Here is a 19,360-nt window from a genome sequence, read left to right as displayed (position 1 = left end):
ACCAACCGACGCCGCCGATCAACCAGGCCCGACGGCCCGGCATCGCCGGCCCCGGCCCCTGGACCCCGGCCCCGGTATCCCCGGCCCCGCCCGGAGCCTCAGTCCCGGACGCTCCAGCCGCTCGCCCGCAGCGCCTTGGTCAGCCGCTTCACCGCCGTCGGCGCCACCGACAGCTGGACGAAGCCGACCTGCTGCCCGGTCGAGTGCTCGATGGCGACGTCCTCGATGTTGACCCCGGCGTCGCCGACCTCGCCGAACAGCCGGCCCAGCTCGCCCGGCTGGTCCCCGAGCACGACCGCCACGGTCTCGTACCGGGTGGGCGGCGCGCCGTGCTTGCCGGGGATGCGGGCCTGGCCGGTGTTGCCGCGCCGCATGACCGCCTCGATCCCGGCCGCGCCCGCCTGGCGCTCGCCCTCCTCGGCGGCCTCCATGGCGCGCAGCGCGGTGACCGTCTCACCGAGGTCGCGGGCCACGCCCTCCAGGACGTCGGCGACCGCGCCCGCGTTGGCGGAGAGGATGTCGACCCACATGCCGGGGTTGGAGGCGGCGATCCTGGTGACGTCGCGCACGCCCTGCCCGGAGAGCCTTATGGCGGTCTCGTCGGCGTTCTCCAGCCGGGCCGCGACCAGTGAGGAGACCAGCTGCGGGGCGTGCGAGACCAGGGCGACCGCCCGGTCGTGCTCGGCGGCGTCCATCACGATCGGCACCGCGCCGCAGAGCGCGACCAGCTCCAGCGCGGCGTTGAGCGTCTCGGTGTCGGTGTCGGCGGTCGGGGTGAGCACCCAGGGGCGGCCCTCGAAGATGTCGGCGCGGGCGGCCAGCGGGCCCGAGCGCTCACGGCCGGCCATCGGGTGACTACCGATGTAGTGGACGGTGTCGCAGCCGAGCTCGGCGACCTCGCTGCCCGGGCCGGCCTTCACGCTGGCGACGTCGGTGTACCAGTGCGCCAGGTTGCGGCGCTGGCAGTCGGCCAGCACCTTGCCGACCAGCGCGGGCGGCACGGCGATGATCGCCAGGTCCACCGGGCCGTCGGCCGGGTCGGTGGTGCCCGCGCCGAGCGACTCGGCGGTGCGGGCCGCGTCCGGGTCGGCGTCCTCCAGATGGACCGTCAGCCCGCGGGCGGTGAGCGCGAGCGCGGCGGAGGTGCCGATCAGTCCGGTGCCGACGACGACGGCAGTGCGCATGGCGGGTCGCTCTCCTCATCACGATTCTCGAAGGTGCCGGGACCGTCCGGGAGCACCCGCGGCCCATCCTCCCTCATCGACCCCGCCGAAGTCCCCACACTCCACCCGGCAACCGGTACGGCGGTCCCGGCAGCTTCCGGCGCCGGCAACCGCCACGGACCCGCCCCCGTCCCACACAGTGCACACGCCGCACCCGGAAATCCTGCGACGCCCGCACCGAAGCCGGGCAGACTGGCCGCCCGGAGAAGGCGGGCAACACCACGAGCAGCACCGCGAACAGCAGCACGGACACCACAGGCACCACCACGAGCGCCACGCGGCGGGCGCCACGCGAACGAAGGGGTTGCGCATGGACGATCAGCACAGCGGCCGGAGCGGGCAGTCGAAACCGCCGGCTGTACCGGCCCACCCGTCGGTCCTGGACTCCGTCGTGGTGTACGCCGAGGGTGCGGTGTGCCGCCGGCGCGCCACCGTCCCGGTCCCGCCCGGTGGACGGCTGCGGCTGACCGGCCTGCCCGCCGCCCTGGACGGCCGCTCGCTGCGCGCCCGGGTGCTCTCCGGACCGGCCGGCACCGCGGTCACCGAGGCCCGCCTCGAACTGCTCGCCGAACTCCGCGAGGAGGACGAACTCCCGGAGTTGCAGCGGGCGTTGGAGGAAGCACGCGAACACCATCACGCGCTCGACGAGCGCCGGCGGCTGGTCCTGGCCGCGATCGCCGAGACCGCCGCGCTGCGCGCCGTACCGCCGCAGCGCCGCCGTGACGAGCCGCTGCGCCGCACGCCCGCCGACGCCTGGCTGGAGCTCGCCGACTTCGTCGACGAGCGGCTGGCCCGGCTCCAGGAACGCGCCGAGGAGCTCACCCAGGAGCTCGAACTCGCCGACCACGAGCTCTACCTGGCCGAGGACCGGCTGGAGCGGGCGTCCACCGCCGACCGGGCCGAGCCGGTCGGGACCAGCACCACCGTCCTGCTCACCCTCGCCACCCCGGGCACCGCGGGCACTCAGCCGCCCCCCGCCCCAGCGCTCGAACTGGAACTGGAGTACGGCGTCCCCGCCGCCCGCTGGGTGCCCGCCTACCGGCTGTCCTACCGGACCGGCGCCGACACCGCCCACCTGGTGCTGCGCGCCGCCGTCGCCCAGCGCACCGGCGAGGACTGGACGGGCGTGCGCCTCGCCCTGTCCACCGCCGACCTCGACCGCCGCACCGACCTGCCCCGGCTCGCCTCGCTGCGGATCGGCCGCAGCCAGCCCGCCCCGCCGCCCTCCGGCTGGCGCGAGCCCCCGGCCGGCCTGAACGACCTCTTCGCCGGCTACGACGCGGCCGGCGCCGACCGCCCCGAGCCCGCCACCCGCCGTCCCGTCCCCGGCGGCGCCGCCCGCTCCGCCCGGCTGGGCGGCGCCCGCCCGGGCGGCCCCCGGGCCGAGGCCTTCGCCGCCGAGGACCGGATCGCCCCCGCCGCGTACGGCGGCGGCCTGCTGAACGCCGACCAGCCGATGCCCGCGCCCCCAGCCCCCGGCGGCTTCGCCGGCTACGGCGGCCCACCGCCGCCGGCCCCGGCCGCCGCCCCGGTGGCACCGCTGCCCCAGGCCCCGGGCGGCCTCCCGCCCGCGGAGGCCCGCCGCCGCGTCGGCCACGCCGCCCCGCCCCCGCCGCCGCCCGGCATCGTCCCGGACGCCACCCTGCTCGACTACCCCGACCTCGTCCTGGCCGGCCCCGAGGAGCCCGCCGCCCGCCGCGGCACCCTCCACCCCCGCCCCGAACGGATCGAACAGGCCTGGCCACTGCGCGCCGGCGGCACCGCACAGCTCCGCACCCTCACCCTGCCCCGGCACGCCGTCCCGCCCCGCGAGTCCGCCGGCTCCTTCGACCACCGCTTCGACGCCGCCGCCCCCGCCGACATCCCGTCCGACGGCACCTGGCACACCGTCACCGTCGACGAGATCCCGCTCGCCGTCCGCCCCGAGTACGTCACCGTCCCCGCCGTCGAGGAGAAGGTGTACGCGACCCTGGTGCTGGCCAACCGCACCGACCGGGCCGTCCTGGCCGGCCCGGTGGAGGTCACCGTGGACGACGAGTTCCTGCTCACCGCCGCCCTGCCCACCCTGGCGCCCGGCGGCACCAGGCGGCTGGGCATCGGCGTCGCCGAGAGCATCGAGGTGGCGCGCCGCACCGAGTTGCACGAGTCCGCCACCGGCATGCTGAAGGGCAACAGCACCGTCCTCGACCACCGGGTGCACGTCCAGCTGGCCAACCGGCTGGCACGCGCCGTCACCGTGGAGGTCCGCGAGCGGGTGCCGGTCACCTCCGACGCCGAGATCCGGATCGAGGAGCGGGCCGACTGGCACGCCCCGACCGTCTCCACGCCGGACTGCCCGCCCAGCACCCGGCTCTGGCGGGTCGACCTGCCCCCGGGCGGACGCGCCGAGCTGGACGGCGGCTACCTGATCAAGATCCCGGCAGGAAAGGCCATCGTCGGCGGAAACCGGAGGAACTGAGCGATGACCGTCGAGACCCTTCCCCTCCCCGTCACCGCCGTGACCTGCCTGGAGGACCGCAGCCAGGTCGAGCGCGGCACCACGATCGGGCTCGCCGCGGGCGTGCAGCGGCTGCGCCTCGGCCCGCTCACCGCCCTCGCCGTCGACCGCACCCTGCGCGCCGAGTCCGCCACCGACGGCGTCCGCGTACTGGACGCCCGGCTGGTGCGCGGCTGGATGCCGCGCACCCCGCTGCCGCCCGGCCCGGAGGACTCCGAGCTGCGCCACCGGCTGCACCGGCTGGACGCCGAGACCCGGCTGGCCGACCAGACCCGGGCCCGGCTGGAGGCCCGGCTGGCGCTGCTCGCCCAGCTCTCCGCCGACCTGCTGCGCGAGATCGGCGAGGGCGCCGGCCTCGGGGAGCTCGAACCCAACCGCTGGGCGCGGGAGCTGGGCCGGGTGGACGCCGAGCGCGAGCGCCACGGCGAGGAGCTGCGCGCCACCCACTCCCGGCTGCGCCGCCTGGAGCAGCAGCGCTCGCAGGCCCTGATCGCGCTGGACGAGGCCGAGGAGGACCCGGCCGAGCTGACCGCCCACCTGGAGCTCACCGTCGAGGCGGCGCGCCCCGGCCCGGCCGAGCTGACCGTCTCCCACCTGGTGCCCTGTGCGCTGTGGCGCCCCTCCTACCGGGCGACCCTGGACGGCGGCGAGCTGCGCCTGGAGTCGGAGGCGGTGGTCTGGCAGCGCACCGGCGAGGACTGGACGAACGCCCGGCTCACCTTCTCCACCGCCCGCTCCGCCCTCGCCACCGCCCCGCCCGCGGTCGCCGAGGACGTCCTGGTGCTGCGCGAGCGCACCGAGGAGGAGCGCCGCACGGTCGAGGTCGAGCTGCGCGAGGAGGCGGTCGCCACCCTGGGCCCGTCCTCCGGGGTGCCGGGCGTGGACGACGGCGGCGAGGTCCGGGTGCTGCCCGCCCCCGCCCCCGCGACCGTGCCCTCCGACGGCCGCGCGCACCGGGTGCCGCTGGGGGCCTTCACCGCCGCGGCGGCCGGCGAGTACGCCTGCGCCCCTGAGCTGTCCCCGCTGGTCACCCAGGTGGTCCGGTTCCGCAACGCGGCCGGGCACCCGCTGTTGTCCGGCCCGGTCGAGCTGGTCCGCGGCAGCGGCTTCACCGGCCGCGGCGAGCTGCGCTTCACCGCCGCCGGCGCCGACGCCGAGCTGTCCTTCGGCAGCTCGGACGGCTACCGGGTGGTCCGGGAGGTCGAGGAGCGCCAGGCCACCGCCGGCCTCACCGGCCGCCAGACCACCACCCGGACGGTCCGGCTGCACCTGTCCCGCTTCTCCGGCCCGGAGGAGCACGACGAGCGGATCGTGACCGTGCGCGAACGGGTGCCGGTCTCCGAGGTGTCCGCGGTCGAGGTGCGGCTGCGCAAGGAGGAGTGCTCTCCGGCGCCGGACTCCTTCGACAGCGAGGGCATCGTCCGCTGGGACGTCCCGCTCGCCCCCGGCGCCCGGCGCACCCTCACCCTGGTGTACGAGGTGTCCGCCTCCGCCAAGGTGGCCGGGCTCTGACCGCGGGGGCGGCCCGGCGGCGGACACCACCGTGCCGATGACGGCCGCTCAGGTCCGAACCGGAGACAACGGGTAGAAAAGGAAGCATGATCCTCCATCTCGCCCCCCTGGACGACTGGCTCGCCGACCCGGGCCGCCCGTACGCCACCACCTCGCTGCTCACCGACGGGTTCATCCACTGCTCGGCGGACGAGCCGACGGCGCTGGCGGTGGCCAACGCCTTCTTCGCCGACGCTCCCGACCCGCTGATGGTGCTGCTGATCGAGGAGTCGCTGGTGGAGCCGATGGTGAAGTGGGAGGCCCCGCACGGCGCCCCGCCGCCCGGGGCCACCCCCGGCGTGCTGTTCCCGCACATCTACGGGCGGCTGAACCGCACCGCCGTGGTCGGCCTGGAGAAGGTCGAGCGCGGGCCGGACGGCCGCTGGGCCTCGCTCAGCCCCTGGAGCTGACGGCGCGGGCGGGGCCGGGCGAGGTCACCTCCCCGGCCCCGCCCCGCCGATCCTCCCCGGCCCCGCCCCGCCGATCGTCCCCGCGCCCGCGCCGGCCGACCGACGAACCGACCGGGCCCTACAGCCATCCCCGTTCCCGGGCCGCCATCCCGGCCTGGAAGCGGGTGGTGGCGCCCAGCGAGCGCATCAGGCTCTGGAGCCGGCGCTGGGTGGTCCGGGCGCTCCAGCCGAGCGAGCGGGCGATCGACTCGTCGGTGAGCCCGGCCGCCAGCAGGCCCAGCAGCTTGCGGTGGTCGGCCTCCGGCTCCGCCCCGGCGTCCTCGGCGCCGACCGCCGCCTGCAGGCGGACGGCCCGCTCCCACTCCGCCTCGAACAGCGTGTCCAGCGCCTGGAGCAGCGCGGAGGGGTGGATCACGTACGCGGCGTCCAGCACGCTGTCGCCGACGCTGATCGGGATGATCGCCATCCGGTCGTCCGAGATGATCATCTTCATCGGCAGGGTCGGCCGGACCCTCGCCTCCTCGCCGTCCGCGACGCCGACCAGGATGTTCTTCTCCAGCCGCCCCGGCCAGGCCACCGCCTCCCGGTCGTAGACCGTCCGGAACTTCACGCCCTCGCGCAGCCGCCGCCGCTGCAGGGTCAGCGGCGCCACCGGGTCCTGGATGTACGGCGGGCGGTCGAAGCCGCGCACCTGGTACTGGCTGGTCTCGGTGATGTGCTCCAGCCGCTGGGCGATCGCCTCGCCGCCGGTCAGCACCTCCACCGAGTGCGCCGGGTCGGTGTACCGCGAGGCCTCCCGGAAGGCGTCCATCAACCGGTGCATCTCGGCCCGGGCGTAGCGCAGTTCCGACTCCCGGTGGCCGATCAGGGTGCCGATCGCGACGTCCGGGGGCACCGGCAGGTAGCGGTGCCGGTCCACCGGCGCCCGGGTGGCCATGCCCTGCTGCGCCAACCGGTCCAGTGCGCGCACGCTCTGCTGGAACGTCAGCCCGCAGCTCTCCGCCAGCTCCTCGGCCGTGGACTGCGGGTTGGCCACCAGCGCCGCGTAGACCTGCCCGTCCGGCTCCGCCAGTCCCAGCGCGCCGAGGGCCTGTCCGCCGACCCGCCCCAGTGCTGCATCGGACACGACGCCCTCTCCCCCTGCTCGCCCGTTCTCCGGTGGCCCGGTTTCCCTCGGCCCGCACCCACCCCGGCCGGCACGCCCCGTGCTGGCGCAGTCCCGCCACGCGGCGGGTGGTGCTCCGGTGGCCATCCTCGGCCACGGATCATGACACTGACAAGGCCGTGACCAGCGGTTGCGTCCCGGCTCACACGACCTGTCCGGAACGTGGACATCCATGCGCGGACGTTCACCCCCCCCGGGAACGACCGCCCGAGAACGACCGCCCGCGAACGACCGCCCGCGAACGCCGGAGCCCCCGGCCGCGAAAGGTGCGACCGGGGGCTCCGGCGGAGCGGACGGGCCCGGGGCCCGTCGACGGCGGGGTCTAGAGGCCGACCTCGCGCATCAGCTGGCCGACCTCCGGGTTGGTCAGGCGGCGCAGCCAGCCCGACTTCTGGTCGCCCAGGGCGATCGGGCCGAAGTGGGTGCGCACCAGCTTCTCGACCGGGAAGCCGACCTCGGCCAGCATCCGGCGGACGATGTGCTTGCGGCCCTCGTGCAGGGTCACCTCGACCAGGTAGTTCTTGCCGACGTTGGAGATGACCTTGAAGCTGTCGGCGCGGGCGTAGCCGTCCTCCAGCTCGATGCCCTGGGCCAGCTGCTTGCCCAGGTCGCGCGGGATCGGGCCCTGGATCGCGGCCAGGTAGGTCTTGGTCACGCCGTACCGCGGGTGGGTGAGGCGGTGGGCCAGCTCGCCGTGGTTGGTGAGCAGGATGATGCCCTCGGTCTCGGTGTCCAGGCGGCCGACGTGGAACAGCCGGGTCTCCCGGTTGGTCACGTAGTCGCCCAGGCACTGGCGGCCGTCCGGGTCCTCCATGGTGGAGACCACGCCGGCCGGCTTGTTCAGCGCGAAGAACAGGTAGGACTGGGTGGCGACGGTCAGGCCGTCCACCTTGATCTCGTCGTTCTGCGGGTCGACCCGCTTGCCCTGCTCGGTGACGCGCTTGCCGTTGACCTCGACCCGGCCCTGCTCGATCAGCTCCTCGCAGGCGCGGCGGCTGCCGATGCCGGCCCGGGCCAGCACCTTCTGGAGGCGCTCGCCCTCGGGCTCGCCAAAGGTCTTGGGCAGCTTGACGGCCGGCTTGTCGTGCCGGGCGAGGACGGCGTCCTCGATCTTGGCCTGGAGCTCGCGGGAGCGCTGCGGCTGGCGGCGCGGGTCGCCCGGGGCGCCCTGGCCCTCGCGGCGCGGGCGCGGGGCCGGGCCGGGGCGCCGGCCGGCGAAGCCGCCGCGGGCCGGGGTGGCGTTGGGGCCGCCGCCGTACTCGGGGCGGTCGTACCGGCGCTCCTCGGGCCGCAGCGGGCGGTCCGGGTAGCGACGGTCGTCCCGGCGGCCCTCGCGCCGGTCGTCACGACCGTACGAACCGCCGCGCGAGCCCGCGCCCGAACCCGAGCCGCCGCGGCCACCGCCGTACGAACCTCCGCCCGAACCCGAGCCGCCGCGGCCACCGCCGTACGAACCTCCGCCCGAACCCGAGCCGCCGCGGCCACCGCCGCTGCCGCCGTACGAACCTCCGCGCGAGCCCGAGCCGCCGCGACCGCCGCCGCTGCCGCCGTAGGAGCCGCCGCCCCGGCCCCCGCCCTGTCCGCCGCGACCGCTCCCGCCGCCGCTGCTGTTCCTGCCGTTGCCACTGCTACGCATCAAAGTGTCCGTACGTCGTTCCGTCTGGGATGTGCGGTCGTTTCGGCCGACCTCACCGCCCCCTACCGATCGGGCCCGGCCCGACCGGCCTCGCCACTGCCGTCCGCGGCCTGCGCGGCAGCGGCGGCGACCGCCTCCGCGATCATCGTGCCCTCCAGGGACTCCGCTTCCACGTCGTCGACCTCGGGCAGGAAGGGAGCGAGTTCCGGCAGCTCGTCCAGGCCGCGGAGCCCCATCCGTTCCAGGAAGTAGTTCGTCGTCCGATACAGGATCGCACCTGTTTCGGGCTCGGATCCGGCCTCTTCCACCAGTCCTCGCTGTACCAGGGTACGCATCACGCCGTCACAGTTCACACCACGGACGGCGGAAACCCGCGATCTGGACACCGGCTGCCGGTACGCGACCACCGCCAGGGTCTCCAGCGCGGCCTGGGTGAGCCGGGCCTGCCGGCCGTCCAGGAGGAAGCGGTCGACGGCCGCGGAGCGGCTCTCCCGGCTGTAGAACCGCCAGCCGCCGGCGACCAGCCGCAGGTCGAAGCCGCGGCCCTGGGAGGTGTACTCGGCGGACAGTTCGCGCAGCGCGGCCGCCACCTCGGCCCGGGGCCGCTCCAGCGCCTCGGCCAGCCGTTCCTCCGCCACCGGCTCGTCGACGACCATCAGGACGGCCTCCAGATCGGCCCGCAGCCCGGCGTCGGCGGCCCCCTCGGCCGTGGAGGCGCCGGGGACACCGGAGGCATCAGGGACACCGGAAGTCGACGGAGCCGACTTCTGGTGCACGACACGCGCCTCGTCCGCCACCGGCTCCCCCGCCTCCACCGCCTCCGCGGCCTCCACCGGGTCCGGCAGCAGCTCGAAGGCCGGCTCCAGCCACTCCTCGGCCCGCGGCCGCCCCGGCAGCCCCAGCGGGCGCCGCACCGGCCGCCCGCCCTCGTTCCCGCCGCTCATCGCCGTCCGTCCTCCCCGACCCCGCCCGTCGGCCGGTCGAACTCGTCCGTCACCTCGACCGCCGCCCGGCCCTCCTCGGCCACCCAGCGCACAAGCAGCTCGCCGAGCGCCTCCGGCTGCTCGAAGGCGAGCACCCGCTCCCGGTACAGCTCCAGCAGCGCCAGGAAGCGGGCGACCACCACCAGGTCGTCCGGCGCGTCCTCGACCAGCCGCTGGAACGAGGCCTCGCCCAGCTCGGTGAGCAGCCCCACCACCAGCCCCGCCTGCTCGCGCACGCTCACCGGCGGGGTGTGGATGTGGTCCACGTAGACGACCGGCGCGGGTCGGGGCGCCATCGCCCTGGCCGCCAGCTCGGCGAGCCGCCGCGGCCCGACGGTGATGACCACCTCGGGCAGCAGCTCCGCGTGCCGGGGCTCCAGGGCGGCGGTCCGGGGCCGGCGCAGCAGCTCGGCCGCCCAGCGCTCGCCGAACAGCGCCGCCGCCCGCTTGTACGCCCGATACTGGAGCAGCCGGGCGAACAGCAGGTCGCGGGCCTCCAGCAGCGCCAGGTCCGCCTCGTCCTCGACCTCGGCCACGGGCAGCAGCCGGGCGGCCTTGAGGTCGAGCAGGGTGGCGGCCACCACCAGGAACTCGGTCGCCGCGTCCAGGTCCCAGTCCGGGCCCATCGCCCGGATGTACGCCATGAACTCGTCCGTCACGGTGGCCAGCGCCACCTCGGTGACGTCCAGCCTGTGCTTGGCGATCAGGCTGAGCAGCAGGTCGAAGGGGCCCTCGAAGTTGTCCAGCCGTACCCGGAAGCCGCCCCGCGACTCGTCCTCGGTCGCGTTCGCGGCGGCGGCTGGTTCGGCGGTCCTGGGCATGACGGTCCATCTTCGCCCGTCCCCGTCCCCGCCTCCGCCCCGGGGCCACCCGACACGCCGCTCCAGCGGGTCCGGAACCGGCGCCCGCCGGCTTCCACGAGCCCGTACGGGGCCCTCAGGCGCGCCCGTCCCGTCGATCCGGTCCAACCGGACCAGCCACGGCGTCCCGCTTCCCTCAGACGGCCCCACAGGCCCAGGAGCGCCCTACGGCGGCCGTCCCGAGGCTCTCGGCCCCCGCGGCCCCGCCCGGGGCCCCGCGGCGCCCTGCCGCCCGACCGGCGGCCTCCCCACGCCGGGCCAGCGGCCCCCCTCGACGCCCGGCGGAACCGCCGGCCGCCCTCCGCGCCGCCTACCGGCCGCGCAGCCGCCGGACCAGGATCGAGGCCTCGCCCCGCTGCTCCAGGTCCGCCAGGACGACCGCGATGGCCTCCCGGACGATCCGCCCGCGGTCCACGGCCAGGCCGTGCTCGCCGCGCAGCACCAGCCGGGCGTGCTCCAGGTCCATGAGCTCCTCGGCGGACACGTACACCGTGATCTTCTCGTCGTGCCGCTCGCGCCCGCTGGGCCGGCGCGGCGCGCGGCCGCGCGGCCGGGCGCGCCCGGCGGCACCGGGCTGCTCCTCGACGGCGCCCTGGTGCGTCCGGGGCGCCGGGGCCGAGCCGGCACCGCGACCCCCCGAGACGGTCTTCCCGGCCGCGGCGACGCCTGCGGCGGGTGCGGGCCCGGCGGCCGTGCCGGCCCGCTGGACGGGCGGCTGCGCGGGCGCCGGCACCGTGGCGGCCGCCTGCTGCTCCGGCGTCACCTGCCGGTCGTCCTGGGCGCCCTGGGCGGTCGTGGCGGCCTCGGCGCCGTCCGGTTGGCCGTTGACGGTCCGCGCGGTCTCCGGTCTGGCTGCCTCGGCGGCCGGACGCGGCGCGAGGGAGGGCGACAGCGCCATCCCCCCCGTGGTCCGGAACAGCTCGTCGGCACCCGGGAGACTCACTCGGCGGGGCGGCACCGGTCGAGCACCTCCCTGGCGAGCTGGCGGTAGGCGGCGGCCCCGACCGAGTTGGTCGCGTACGTCGTGATGGGCTCGCCGGCGACGGTGGTCTCCGGGAAGCGCACGGTCCGCCCGATGACGGTGTGGAAGACGTGCTCGCCGAACGCCTCGACGACGCGAGCCAGCACCTCGCGGCTGTGCACGGTGCGCGAGTCGTACATGGTGGCCAGGATGCCGTCCAGGCGCAGGTCCGGGTTGAGCCGTTCGCACACCTTCTCGATGGTCTCGGTCAGCAGCGCGACACCGCGCAGCGCGAAGAACTCGCACTCCAGCGGGACGATCACGCTGTGAGCGGCCGTCAGCGCGTTGACCGTCAGCAGGCCCAGCGAGGGCTGGCAGTCGATGATGACGTAGTCGTAGTCGGGCAGCAGCGGCTTCAGGGCGCGCGCCAGCGCGGACTCCCGGGCCACCTCGCTGACCAGCTGCACCTCGGCGGCGGAGAGGTCGATGTTGGAGGGCAGCAGGTCCATCCCCGGGACCGCCGTCTTGAGCAGCACCTCATCGGCCGTCAGGCCCCGCTCCATGAGCAGGTTGTAGACGGTGACGTCGAGCTCCATCGGGTTGACGCCGAGGCCGACCGAGAGCGCGCCCTGCGGGTCGAAGTCGACGAGCAGCACCCGGCGGCCGTACTCGGCCAGCGCCGCGCCCAGGTTGATGGTCGACGTGGTCTTGCCGACGCCGCCCTTCTGGTTGCACATGGCGATGATCTGGGCGGGGCCGTGCTCGGCCACCGGCGCGGGGATCGGGAAGTACGGCAGCGGGCGGCCGGTCGGGCCGACCCGCTCGCGGCGCTGGCGCGCGGCGTCGGGGGCCAGCGTGGCGGCGTACTCCGGGTCCGGCTCGTACTCGGCGTCCGGGTCGTCGTAGGCGCCGTAGGCGAACTCGCCGTAGGCCAGGCCGTAGGCCGCCAAGTCGGCGTCGTGATCGGTCACCGTGGTCACCTGTGCTGTGTTCTGGCGTGCTTCGAAGGTACGGAGTGCGACCGAGCCGACCTCGGCCGAGCCCACGGAGGGCTGCCGGGCCCCGGGCTCCTCACTCGGCTGGCCGGCGGTGAGTTCCGCCAGTCCTGGCTGACCACCCCCGGGAGCAATTGTCGACTCATTCACAAGTCGTCTTACCTCCTTGGGCATCCAGGACTCTATGTCGATTCGTCAGCGTGGCAGCATGCCGACGGTTTGCGACTCTAGGCCGTTCAAGGCGTTCGCAGCAACACAATCCACGGTAGTGGGCAGGATGTGTCGACTATCGAGCGGGCTGCTGTCAAGGGATGAGAGGGTCACCGGCCCCAACGTTTCTGCGGGCGGGTGACATGACCGACGGATATTGACGACAGAGCGACCTACCCGGTCGACCCGCTGATCACGGGCACGGCGAAGCCCCCGGCCCGAAGTGATCGGGTCGGGGGCGAACGACCGCCGGGCGGTCAGAGGGTTCAGGCGAGCACGCTCTCCAGGGAGACCGACTCCAGGCCGAAGGCCTCGGCCACGGCCGGGAAGGTGATCTGGCCCTCGTGCACGTTCAGGCCCTTGGCGAGCGCGGCGTCGCGGCGCAGCGCCTCCTTCCACCCGCGGTTCGCCAGCTCCAGCACGTACGGCAGGGTGGCGTTGGTCAGCGCGTAGGTGGAGGTGTTCGGGACGGCGCCCGGCATGTTGGCCACGCAGTAGAAGACCGAGTCGTGGACCTTGAAGGTCGGCTCGTCGTGCGTGGTGGCGTGCGAGTCCTCGAAGCAGCCGCCCTGGTCGATCGCGATGTCGACCAGCACCGAGCCCGGCTTCATGCGGGAGACCAGCTCGTTCGTGACCAGCTTCGGGGCCTTGGCGCCCGGGATCAGCACCGCGCCGATGACCAGGTCGGCGTCGAGGACGGCCTTCTCCAGCTCGAACGAGTTGGACATGATGGCCTTGATCTTCGTACCGAAGATGCGGTCGGCCTCGCGCAGCTTGTTGATGTCGCGGTCCAGCAGGGTCACGTCGTAGCCCATGCCGATGGCGATGGTGGCCGCGTGCCAGCCGGAGACGCCACCGCCGATGACGACGGCCTTGGCCGGGTGGGTGCCGGGCACGCCGCCCGGCAGGGTGCCGCGGCCGCCGGCCGGACGCATCAGGTGGTACGAGCCGACCTGCGGGGCCAGCCGGCCCGCGACCTCGGACATCGGGGCGAGCAGCGGCAGCGCGCCGTTCGACAGCTGCACGGTCTCGTACGCGATGGCGGTGGTGCCCGAGGCGATCAGCGCGTCGGTGCCGGCCCGGTCGGCCGCCAGGTGCAGGTACGTGAAGACGGTCTGGCCCTTGCGCAGCCGGTGGTACTCCGAGGCGATGGGCTCCTTGACCTTCAGCAGCAGGTCGGCGGTGGCCCACACCTCGTCGGCGGTGGGGAGGATGGTGGCGCCGGCGGCCACGTACTCCTCGTTCGGGATCGAGGAGCCGAGACCGGCGTTGTCCTCGATGTAGACCTCGTGTCCGTTGCGGACCAGCTCATGCACGCCGGCGGGCGTGATGGCCACGCGGTACTCGTGGTTCTTGACCTCGCGGGGGATGCCGACCTTCACGACTGAACACGTCCTCTTGCCATGGGGGTCCCGACCGGAGAAGACCGGTGGGCGACGCGCACGTGGGGAAGCCTCCGGGCAGCCCGGGGCGGGGATCGCTGCGCGACTGAGTCCGAGTGTAATGAAGCCCAGTCGGCGTGTCAGCCTTCCAAAGTGAATAATTTTCCCGCACACATTGGCAGGTTCGTAGGCTTCCCCTGCGACTTACCCGCCAAAGACGTCCTAACCGGGCATCTTCGACAATACCTCCGAAACGCCCGTCACCACCCGGCGTCGACGCGTTCCCGCAGGTCCGCGAGGGCCGTTGCGACGGCCTCCCGGCCCCGCTCGTCGCCCAGCCGGCGCAGCACCGCGAGCGCGGCCCGGTACTCCCGGTCGGCCTCGTCGAAGCGGCGCTGCGCGGTGTGCGCCTCGGCCACCCGGGCGAGCAGCCGGGCCTCCGCCGCGTGGTCCCCGAGCGCCTGCCGCAGACCGAGCGCCCGCCCGTACCAGTCGGCGGCCCGCACCGCGTCGCCGAGCGCCCGGTGGCAGTTGGCGGCGCTCTCCAGGGCCCGGGCGCAGAGCGGTTCGTCGTCGGCCTTCCGGGCGTGCTCCAGGGCGGCCCGGTAGTGGACGGCGGCCGCCTCCCAGCGGCCCGCCGAGGCCTGGAGGTCGCCCAGGTTGAGCAGTGCGGCCGAGGCCCGGCGGGGCCGGGCGCCGCGCTCGGCGACGGTCAGCACCAGCTCGTGCAGCCGGTAGAGGTCGGCGGGGGCGGCGGCGCCGGTCAGCGGCAGCGTCCGCAGCAGCGCGGTGACCAGCCGCCCGGCCGAACCGTCCAGGTCGCCCTGGCCGATCGCGTCGGCCACCGCGCCGAGCAGCAGCTCCCGCTCGCCGAGCAGCCACTCCCGGGCGTGCGCCGCCGAGCGCAGCCGCAGCGGGGCGGGCAGCGGCTCCGGGCCGGGGGCGGCCGCCGGGTCCAGCAGTGCCCGGGCCGACTCGGTGAGCCGGACCAGCCGCTCCAGCAGCCGGGCCCGGGCGAGTTCGGTCTCGGCGGGCCGGTCCTCCTGCTCGCGCAGCCGGACCAGCCGGGGGTAGAGCCGCCCGGGCACCCGGTAGCGCGGGGTCCCGTCGGCGGCCGGCGCCTCCTCGCCGAGCAGCTCCCGCTCGGCGAGCGCGGCCAGCGTCGCGGCCGCGTCCGGCACCGGGCAGCCCACCAGGGCGGAGGCGGTGCGCGGGTCGGCGGTCTGCGCCGGCGCCAGGGTGAGGGTGCGCAGCATCCGCGCCTGGGCGGCCGGCAGCCCGCGGTACAGCAGGGTGAACGCGCCGAGCAGCGGGTCGTTGTCGGGGACGGGCACCGGCTCGGCCGGCTCCGGTCCGGGCTTCACCCAGGCCGCCGGGTCGCCGGCCGACCCGGTCACCGCGGCGGCGGCCGCCTTGGCGGGCCCGGCCGGAGGAGTACCCGGGGGCTTCGCCGCCCGCTCCCCCTCCTTCTCCTTCTTGTTCTTGTTCGGCGCCCCGGCCCGTTCCCTCCCCCTGTCCTTCTCCTTCTCCTCCACCGCGGCGGCCGCGGCCGGCTCCGCGGAGGCCCTGGCGGCTCCCGTCTCCTCCCCCACCACCCGGTTGAGCTCGCGCGCCGCGTCGGTGACCGCGGTCTTCGGGTTCCCGCGCAGCCACCCCGCCATCAGCCGCAGCGCGGCCGGCCGGGCGGCGCAGGCCTCGGCCAGGTCGGCCCCGCCGACCGGGTCGCAGGAGATCCGGGTGCCGCCGACCAGGTCGGCCAGCAGCTCGCCGGAGGCCTGCCGGTCCAGCCCGCCGAGGATCACCGGGTCGATGTCCTCGATCCCGGTGAGCGGCCCGGCCGTGGTGGCGAGCACCAGGCAGCCGGGCTCGTCGGCCAGCAGCGGCCACACCTGCCCGGCGTCCCGGACGTCGTCCAGCACGAGCAGCACCCGCAGCCCGGCGAGCGCCTCGCGCAGCGCCACGCAGCCGGGCTCGTCCCGCCCGTCCTCGCCCGCGCCGGGCAGCGGTACGGCGGTCCGCGGGTCGAGCTGCTCCAGCAGCAGCCGGGCGGCCCGGGCGGGCGGCACCCGGCCGCCGTCCGGGGCGGACATCCGGACGAACAGCACGCCGTCCGGGAAGTCCGCGGCGACGGTACGGGCGAAGCGGGCGGCCAGCGTGGTCCGTCCGGAGCCGGGGCGCCCGGCCAGCACCAGCACCGGGCAGCGCCCGCTCGCCGGGCGGGCGGCGGCCGCCCGCAGCGCGGCCAGTTCGGCGCGCCGCCCCACGAACAGCGCGGGCCCGGCCGGCAGCCGCTCCAGGCCCGGGACGGCCCCGGCGGGCGCGCCGGGGCCGGGATCCATCGTCGCCGTCTTCCTCGCCACCCGTGCCACTCCCGACGTCATCCCGCGCTCGGCATCCGACGCTCGGCTTCCGGTGCCCGGCCCCCGAGCTCAGCGGGGGCGGCCCGGTACGGGCGCCCTGTCTGCGAAGCGTAGTTCGACCGTCCGGCTCAGCCGAGGTGACATCCGGTCGTACGAATCGGCAAATCACCCCAACGACTCAACGTCCGCCGCGACGCGCCGGGCGATGCCGGGGCGGCAGGGGGCGACGCACGGGCCGCGCGCACCCCGCCGGGGCGGGCTCAGGCCTCGAAGGGACGGGCCGGCCAGGGCGAGTCCGCCGGGCGCAGCGCGTCCAGCCCGTCCGGGCCGGTGAGCGCGGCGTGCACGGCGAGGGCGCCGGTGATCAGGGTCGGGTTGTGCAGCTTCCCGGCCTGGATCAGCCGGATCAGTTCCGGCACCGGCACCCAGGCGACCTCGATCTCCTGCTCCTCGCCCTCGGCCGCGTAGCGGTCGCCGTCGGCCGGTGCCAGGTCGGTGGCGATGAACATCCGCAGCGCCTCGTCGGTGCCGCCCGGGGAGGTGTAGTAGTCGGCGAGGATCCGCCAGGTGCCGGCCTTGCAGTGCGCCTCCTCGTACAGCTCGCGCTGCGCGGCGCGCCACGGGTTCTCGCCGGGCACGTCGAGCAGGCCGGCCGGCAGCTCCCAGAGCCGCTGGCGCACCGGGTGGCGGTACTGGCGCAGCACCAGCACCCGCTGCTCGTCGTCCAGGGCGAGCACCGAGACCGAGCCGGGGTGGGTCTGGTAGTCGCGGCGGGCCCAGCTGCCGTCGGGCATCCGGACCTCCTCGCTGCGCACGCCGGTGACCTTGCCCTGGAACGGCGTCCCGCTCGCCCGGACCTCCCACTCCTCGGCCACGTCGGCGATCACCTGGCGGCTCTGCTCGTCCATCGCTCTCCCCTTTTCGTCAGTACGACACAATCTAACGCCGAACGGCGGCCCCGCGGGAATCGCGGGGCCGCCGTCCGGTGAACGACCGCTGTCTACGGCGGCCGGGGACTACTCGGAGTCCGCCGTCATGATCTCGATGGCCGCCTTGACCAGGCCCGCGAACAGCGGGTGCGGGCGGGTCGGACGGGACTTCAGCTCCGGGTGGGCCTGGGTGGCCACCAGGTAGGGGTGCACCTCGCGCGGGTACTCGACGTACTCGACCAGGTCGCCCTTGGGCGAGAGGCCGGAGAACACCAGGCCGGTCTTCTCCAGGTCCGCGCGGTAGGCGTTGTTGACCTCGTAGCGGTGGCGGTGGCGCTCGTCGACGTACTGCTCGCCGCCGTAGACCTCGCGGACGATCGAGCCCTCGGCGAGCTTGGCCGGGTACAGGCCCAGGCGCATGGTGCCGCCCAGGTCGCCCTTGCCGTCGACGATGGCCAGCTGCTCGGCCATGGTGGAGATGACCGGGTGCTTGGCGGCGGCGTCGAACTCGGTGGAGTTGGCCTCCGGCAGGCCGGCCAGGTTGCGGGCCGCCTCGATGACCACGCACTGCAGGCCCAGGCACAGGCCCAGCAGCGGGACCTTGTTCTCGCGGGCGTAGGTGATGGCGCCGACCTTGCCGTTGACGCCGCGGTCGCCGAAGCCGCCGGGGATGCAGATCGCGTCCACGTCTCCGAGCTGCTCGCGGGCGCCCTCGGGCGTCTCGCAGTCGTCCGAGGTGACCCACTTGATCTCGACCCGGGCGTTGTTGGCGAAGCCGCCGGCGCGCAGCGCCTCGGTCACCGACAGGTAGGCGTCCGGCAGGTCGATGTACTTGCCGACCAGGGCGACCTTGACGATGTGCTGCGGCTCGTGGACGCGGCGCAGCAGGTCGTCCCAGGTGGTCCAGTCCACGTCGCGGAACGGCAGGTCCAGGCGGCGCACCACGTAGGCGTCCAGGCCCTCGCCGTGCAGCACCTTGGGGATGTCGTAGATCGACTTGGCGTCGATGGCCGCGACCACGGCCTCCTCGTCCACGTCGCACATCAGCGAGATCTTGCGCTTGATCGCCTGCGGGACCTCGCGGTCGGCGCGCAGCACGATGGCGTCGGGCTGGATGCCGATGTTGCGCAGCGCGGCGACGGAGTGCTGGGTCGGCTTGGTCTTCAGCTCGCCCGAGGGGCCGATGTACGGCAGCAGGGAGACGTGCACGAAGAACACGTTGTCCCGGCCGACCTCGTGGCGGACCTGGCGGACGGCCTCCAGGAACGGCAGCGACTCGATGTCGCCGACGGTGCCGCCGACCTCGGTGATCACCACGTCGACGTCCTCGGTCGCCATCCGGCGGATCCGGGACTTGATCTCGTTGGTGATGTGCGGGATGACCTGGACGGTGTCGCCCAGGTACTCGCCGCGGCGCTCCTTGGCGATGACGGTCGAGTACACCTGGCCGGTGGTGACGTTCGCCGAGCCGTGCAGGTTGGTGTCCAGGAACCGCTCGTAGTGGCCGATGTCCAGGTCGGTCTCGGCGCCGTCGTCGGTGACGAACACCTCGCCGTGCTGGAACGGGTTCATGGTGCCCGGGTCCACGTTGAGGTACGGGTCGAGCTTCTGCATCGTCACGCGCAGGCCGCGGGCCTTGAGCAGCGCGCCCAGGCTGGAGGCGGTCAGCCCCTTTCCGAGCGAAGAGGCGACACCCCCGGTGACGAAGAGGTGCTTGGTCGTCACGGCGCGGCCGTTCGCTGCCTTGCCGGAATGGGGCTGTGCCAAGAGGGGGCTCCCGTGGGTCGCGTGTCGAAGGAGACGTGGGCGGGAGCTCGGGGTTCGCCGGGCGACGGGAGGCCGGCTCGGTGCGCGGCGCTCGTTGGGTCGTCGGTTCGGCTGGTCCGGGGCGTTTGATCCCGCCGGTCCACGGGATACCAGGGTATCAGTGCGTCGACCCGGTCGCCGTTCGGGCCACGCGCGCCGCGCCGGGAGCGCGCGCGGGGCGCACCACCGGCGCATCACACGCCGCAGGTGTCACACCGGTCGCACAACCCACCGGACCGGGCCAGAGCGAGGTGCCCGTACGGACCATTCCGGCTCCTCCGGGCGGACCAGGCGGAGCTGATCCTTCCGGACCATCCTGCGCCACGCCCTCGCGATGCACGGCATTTCCGCCGAATTGCGGCGCCACACCGGGCTGCGCCCGCGTGCTTCGC

General features: G+C 75.0%; 14 protein-coding genes. 3 read left to right on the top strand and 11 right to left on the bottom strand.

What is annotated here, in order from left to right; translation table 11 throughout:
- Positions 1 to 98: 98 nt before the first annotated feature.
- Positions 99 to 1,184 carry a prephenate dehydrogenase gene (locus ACZ5GH_RS26620; protein ID WP_387758864.1) on the bottom strand — a complete coding sequence of 362 codons (1,086 nt, stop codon included), beginning with the start codon at positions 1,182 to 1,184 and terminating at the stop codon, positions 99 to 101.
- A gap of 349 nt (positions 1,185 to 1,533) precedes the next feature.
- On the opposite strand from ACZ5GH_RS26620, the gene ACZ5GH_RS26615 reads away from it, so the two are divergent.
- The 3 genes from ACZ5GH_RS26615 (at position 1,534) to ACZ5GH_RS26605 (ending at position 5,681) form a co-directional block, all read left to right on the top strand.
- On the top strand, positions 1,534 to 3,681 hold the full coding sequence (locus ACZ5GH_RS26615) for a DUF4139 domain-containing protein (RefSeq protein WP_464335411.1): 2,148 nt from the start codon (positions 1,534 to 1,536) through the stop codon (positions 3,679 to 3,681).
- A 3-nt stretch (positions 3,682 to 3,684) separates the two neighbouring features.
- The gene (locus ACZ5GH_RS26610) at positions 3,685 to 5,232 is read left to right on the top strand and encodes a mucoidy inhibitor MuiA family protein (protein ID WP_464335410.1); all 1,548 of its coding nucleotides are present in this window, start codon (positions 3,685 to 3,687) and stop codon (positions 5,230 to 5,232) included.
- An 86-nt stretch (positions 5,233 to 5,318) separates the two neighbouring features.
- Complete coding sequence (locus ACZ5GH_RS26605) at positions 5,319 to 5,681, top strand: DUF952 domain-containing protein (RefSeq protein ID WP_464335409.1); 363 nt, start codon at positions 5,319 to 5,321, stop codon at positions 5,679 to 5,681.
- Between the two features lie 118 nt (positions 5,682 to 5,799).
- Here ACZ5GH_RS26605 and ACZ5GH_RS26600 read toward each other — a convergent pair whose 3' ends face one another.
- The 10 genes from ACZ5GH_RS26600 to ACZ5GH_RS26555 all read right to left on the bottom strand — a co-directional run bounded on the left by ACZ5GH_RS26600 (position 5,800) and on the right by ACZ5GH_RS26555 (position 18,929).
- Positions 5,800 to 6,807 (bottom strand): helix-turn-helix domain-containing protein, encoded by a 1,008-nt coding sequence (locus tag ACZ5GH_RS26600; RefSeq protein WP_387758856.1) that lies wholly within the window; start codon positions 6,805 to 6,807, stop codon positions 5,800 to 5,802.
- A gap of 361 nt (positions 6,808 to 7,168) precedes the next feature.
- Positions 7,169 to 8,482 carry a pseudouridine synthase gene (locus tag ACZ5GH_RS26595; RefSeq protein ID WP_464335408.1) on the bottom strand — a complete coding sequence of 438 codons (1,314 nt, stop codon included), beginning with the start codon at positions 8,480 to 8,482 and terminating at the stop codon, positions 7,169 to 7,171.
- Between the two features lie 62 nt (positions 8,483 to 8,544).
- Positions 8,545 to 9,138, bottom strand: coding sequence for an SMC-Scp complex subunit ScpB (scpB, locus tag ACZ5GH_RS26590; protein WP_387758950.1), 594 nt, complete (start codon positions 9,136 to 9,138; stop codon positions 8,545 to 8,547).
- A 284-nt stretch (positions 9,139 to 9,422) separates the two neighbouring features.
- Positions 9,423 to 10,286, bottom strand: coding sequence for a segregation and condensation protein A (locus tag ACZ5GH_RS26585; RefSeq protein ID WP_464335407.1), 864 nt, complete (start codon positions 10,284 to 10,286; stop codon positions 9,423 to 9,425).
- Between the two features lie 349 nt (positions 10,287 to 10,635).
- Positions 10,636 to 11,223, bottom strand: coding sequence for a hypothetical protein (locus tag ACZ5GH_RS26580; RefSeq protein WP_464335406.1), 588 nt, complete (start codon positions 11,221 to 11,223; stop codon positions 10,636 to 10,638).
- 41 nt (positions 11,224 to 11,264) lie between these two features.
- Positions 11,265 to 12,332: a ParA family protein gene (locus tag ACZ5GH_RS26575; protein ID WP_369808367.1), complete on the bottom strand. Its 1,068-nt coding sequence runs from the start codon at positions 12,330 to 12,332 to the stop codon at positions 11,265 to 11,267.
- Positions 12,333 to 12,757: 425 nt separating this feature from the next.
- The gene (gene ald, locus ACZ5GH_RS26570; protein WP_387758850.1) at positions 12,758 to 13,873 is read right to left on the bottom strand and encodes an alanine dehydrogenase; all 1,116 of its coding nucleotides are present in this window, start codon (positions 13,871 to 13,873) and stop codon (positions 12,758 to 12,760) included.
- 260 nt (positions 13,874 to 14,133) lie between these two features.
- Positions 14,134 to 16,233: an AAA family ATPase gene (locus ACZ5GH_RS26565; RefSeq protein WP_464335405.1), complete on the bottom strand. Its 2,100-nt coding sequence runs from the start codon at positions 16,231 to 16,233 to the stop codon at positions 14,134 to 14,136.
- A 260-nt stretch (positions 16,234 to 16,493) separates the two neighbouring features.
- Positions 16,494 to 17,141, bottom strand: a complete 648-nt coding sequence (locus ACZ5GH_RS26560; protein ID WP_387758848.1) for an NUDIX domain-containing protein — start codon at positions 17,139 to 17,141, stop codon at positions 16,494 to 16,496.
- 108 nt (positions 17,142 to 17,249) lie between these two features.
- On the bottom strand, positions 17,250 to 18,929 hold the full coding sequence (locus ACZ5GH_RS26555) for a CTP synthase (protein WP_464335404.1): 1,680 nt from the start codon (positions 18,927 to 18,929) through the stop codon (positions 17,250 to 17,252).
- Positions 18,930 to 19,360: the final 431 nt, after the last annotated feature.

It is taken from the genome of Kitasatospora sp. Xyl93, from assembly GCF_055383135.1.
Note: the sequence above shows the minus strand (reverse complement) of the source record. Positions and strands in the feature narration are given on the sequence as shown.

Excerpts from the sequence above, each read along its gene's own strand:
- ACZ5GH_RS26620 (WP_387758864.1), bottom strand. The coding sequence starts at position 1,184 with ATGCGCACTGCCGTCGTCGTCGGCACCGGACTGATCGGCACCTCCGCC.
- ACZ5GH_RS26615 (WP_464335411.1), top strand. The coding sequence starts at position 1,534 with ATGGACGATCAGCACAGCGGCCGGAGCGGGCAGTCGAAACCGCCGGCT.
- ACZ5GH_RS26610 (WP_464335410.1), top strand. The coding sequence starts at position 3,685 with ATGACCGTCGAGACCCTTCCCCTCCCCGTCACCGCCGTGACCTGCCTG.
- ACZ5GH_RS26605 (WP_464335409.1), top strand. The coding sequence starts at position 5,319 with ATGATCCTCCATCTCGCCCCCCTGGACGACTGGCTCGCCGACCCGGGC.
- ACZ5GH_RS26595 (WP_464335408.1), bottom strand. The coding sequence starts at position 8,482 with ATGCGTAGCAGTGGCAACGGCAGGAACAGCAGCGGCGGCGGGAGCGGT.
- scpB (WP_387758950.1), bottom strand. The coding sequence starts at position 9,138 with ATGGTCGTCGACGAGCCGGTGGCGGAGGAACGGCTGGCCGAGGCGCTG.
- ACZ5GH_RS26585 (WP_464335407.1), bottom strand. The coding sequence starts at position 10,286 with ATGCCCAGGACCGCCGAACCAGCCGCCGCCGCGAACGCGACCGAGGAC.
- ACZ5GH_RS26580 (WP_464335406.1), bottom strand. The coding sequence starts at position 11,223 with ATGGCGCTGTCGCCCTCCCTCGCGCCGCGTCCGGCCGCCGAGGCAGCC.
- ACZ5GH_RS26560 (WP_387758848.1), bottom strand. The coding sequence starts at position 17,141 with ATGGACGAGCAGAGCCGCCAGGTGATCGCCGACGTGGCCGAGGAGTGG.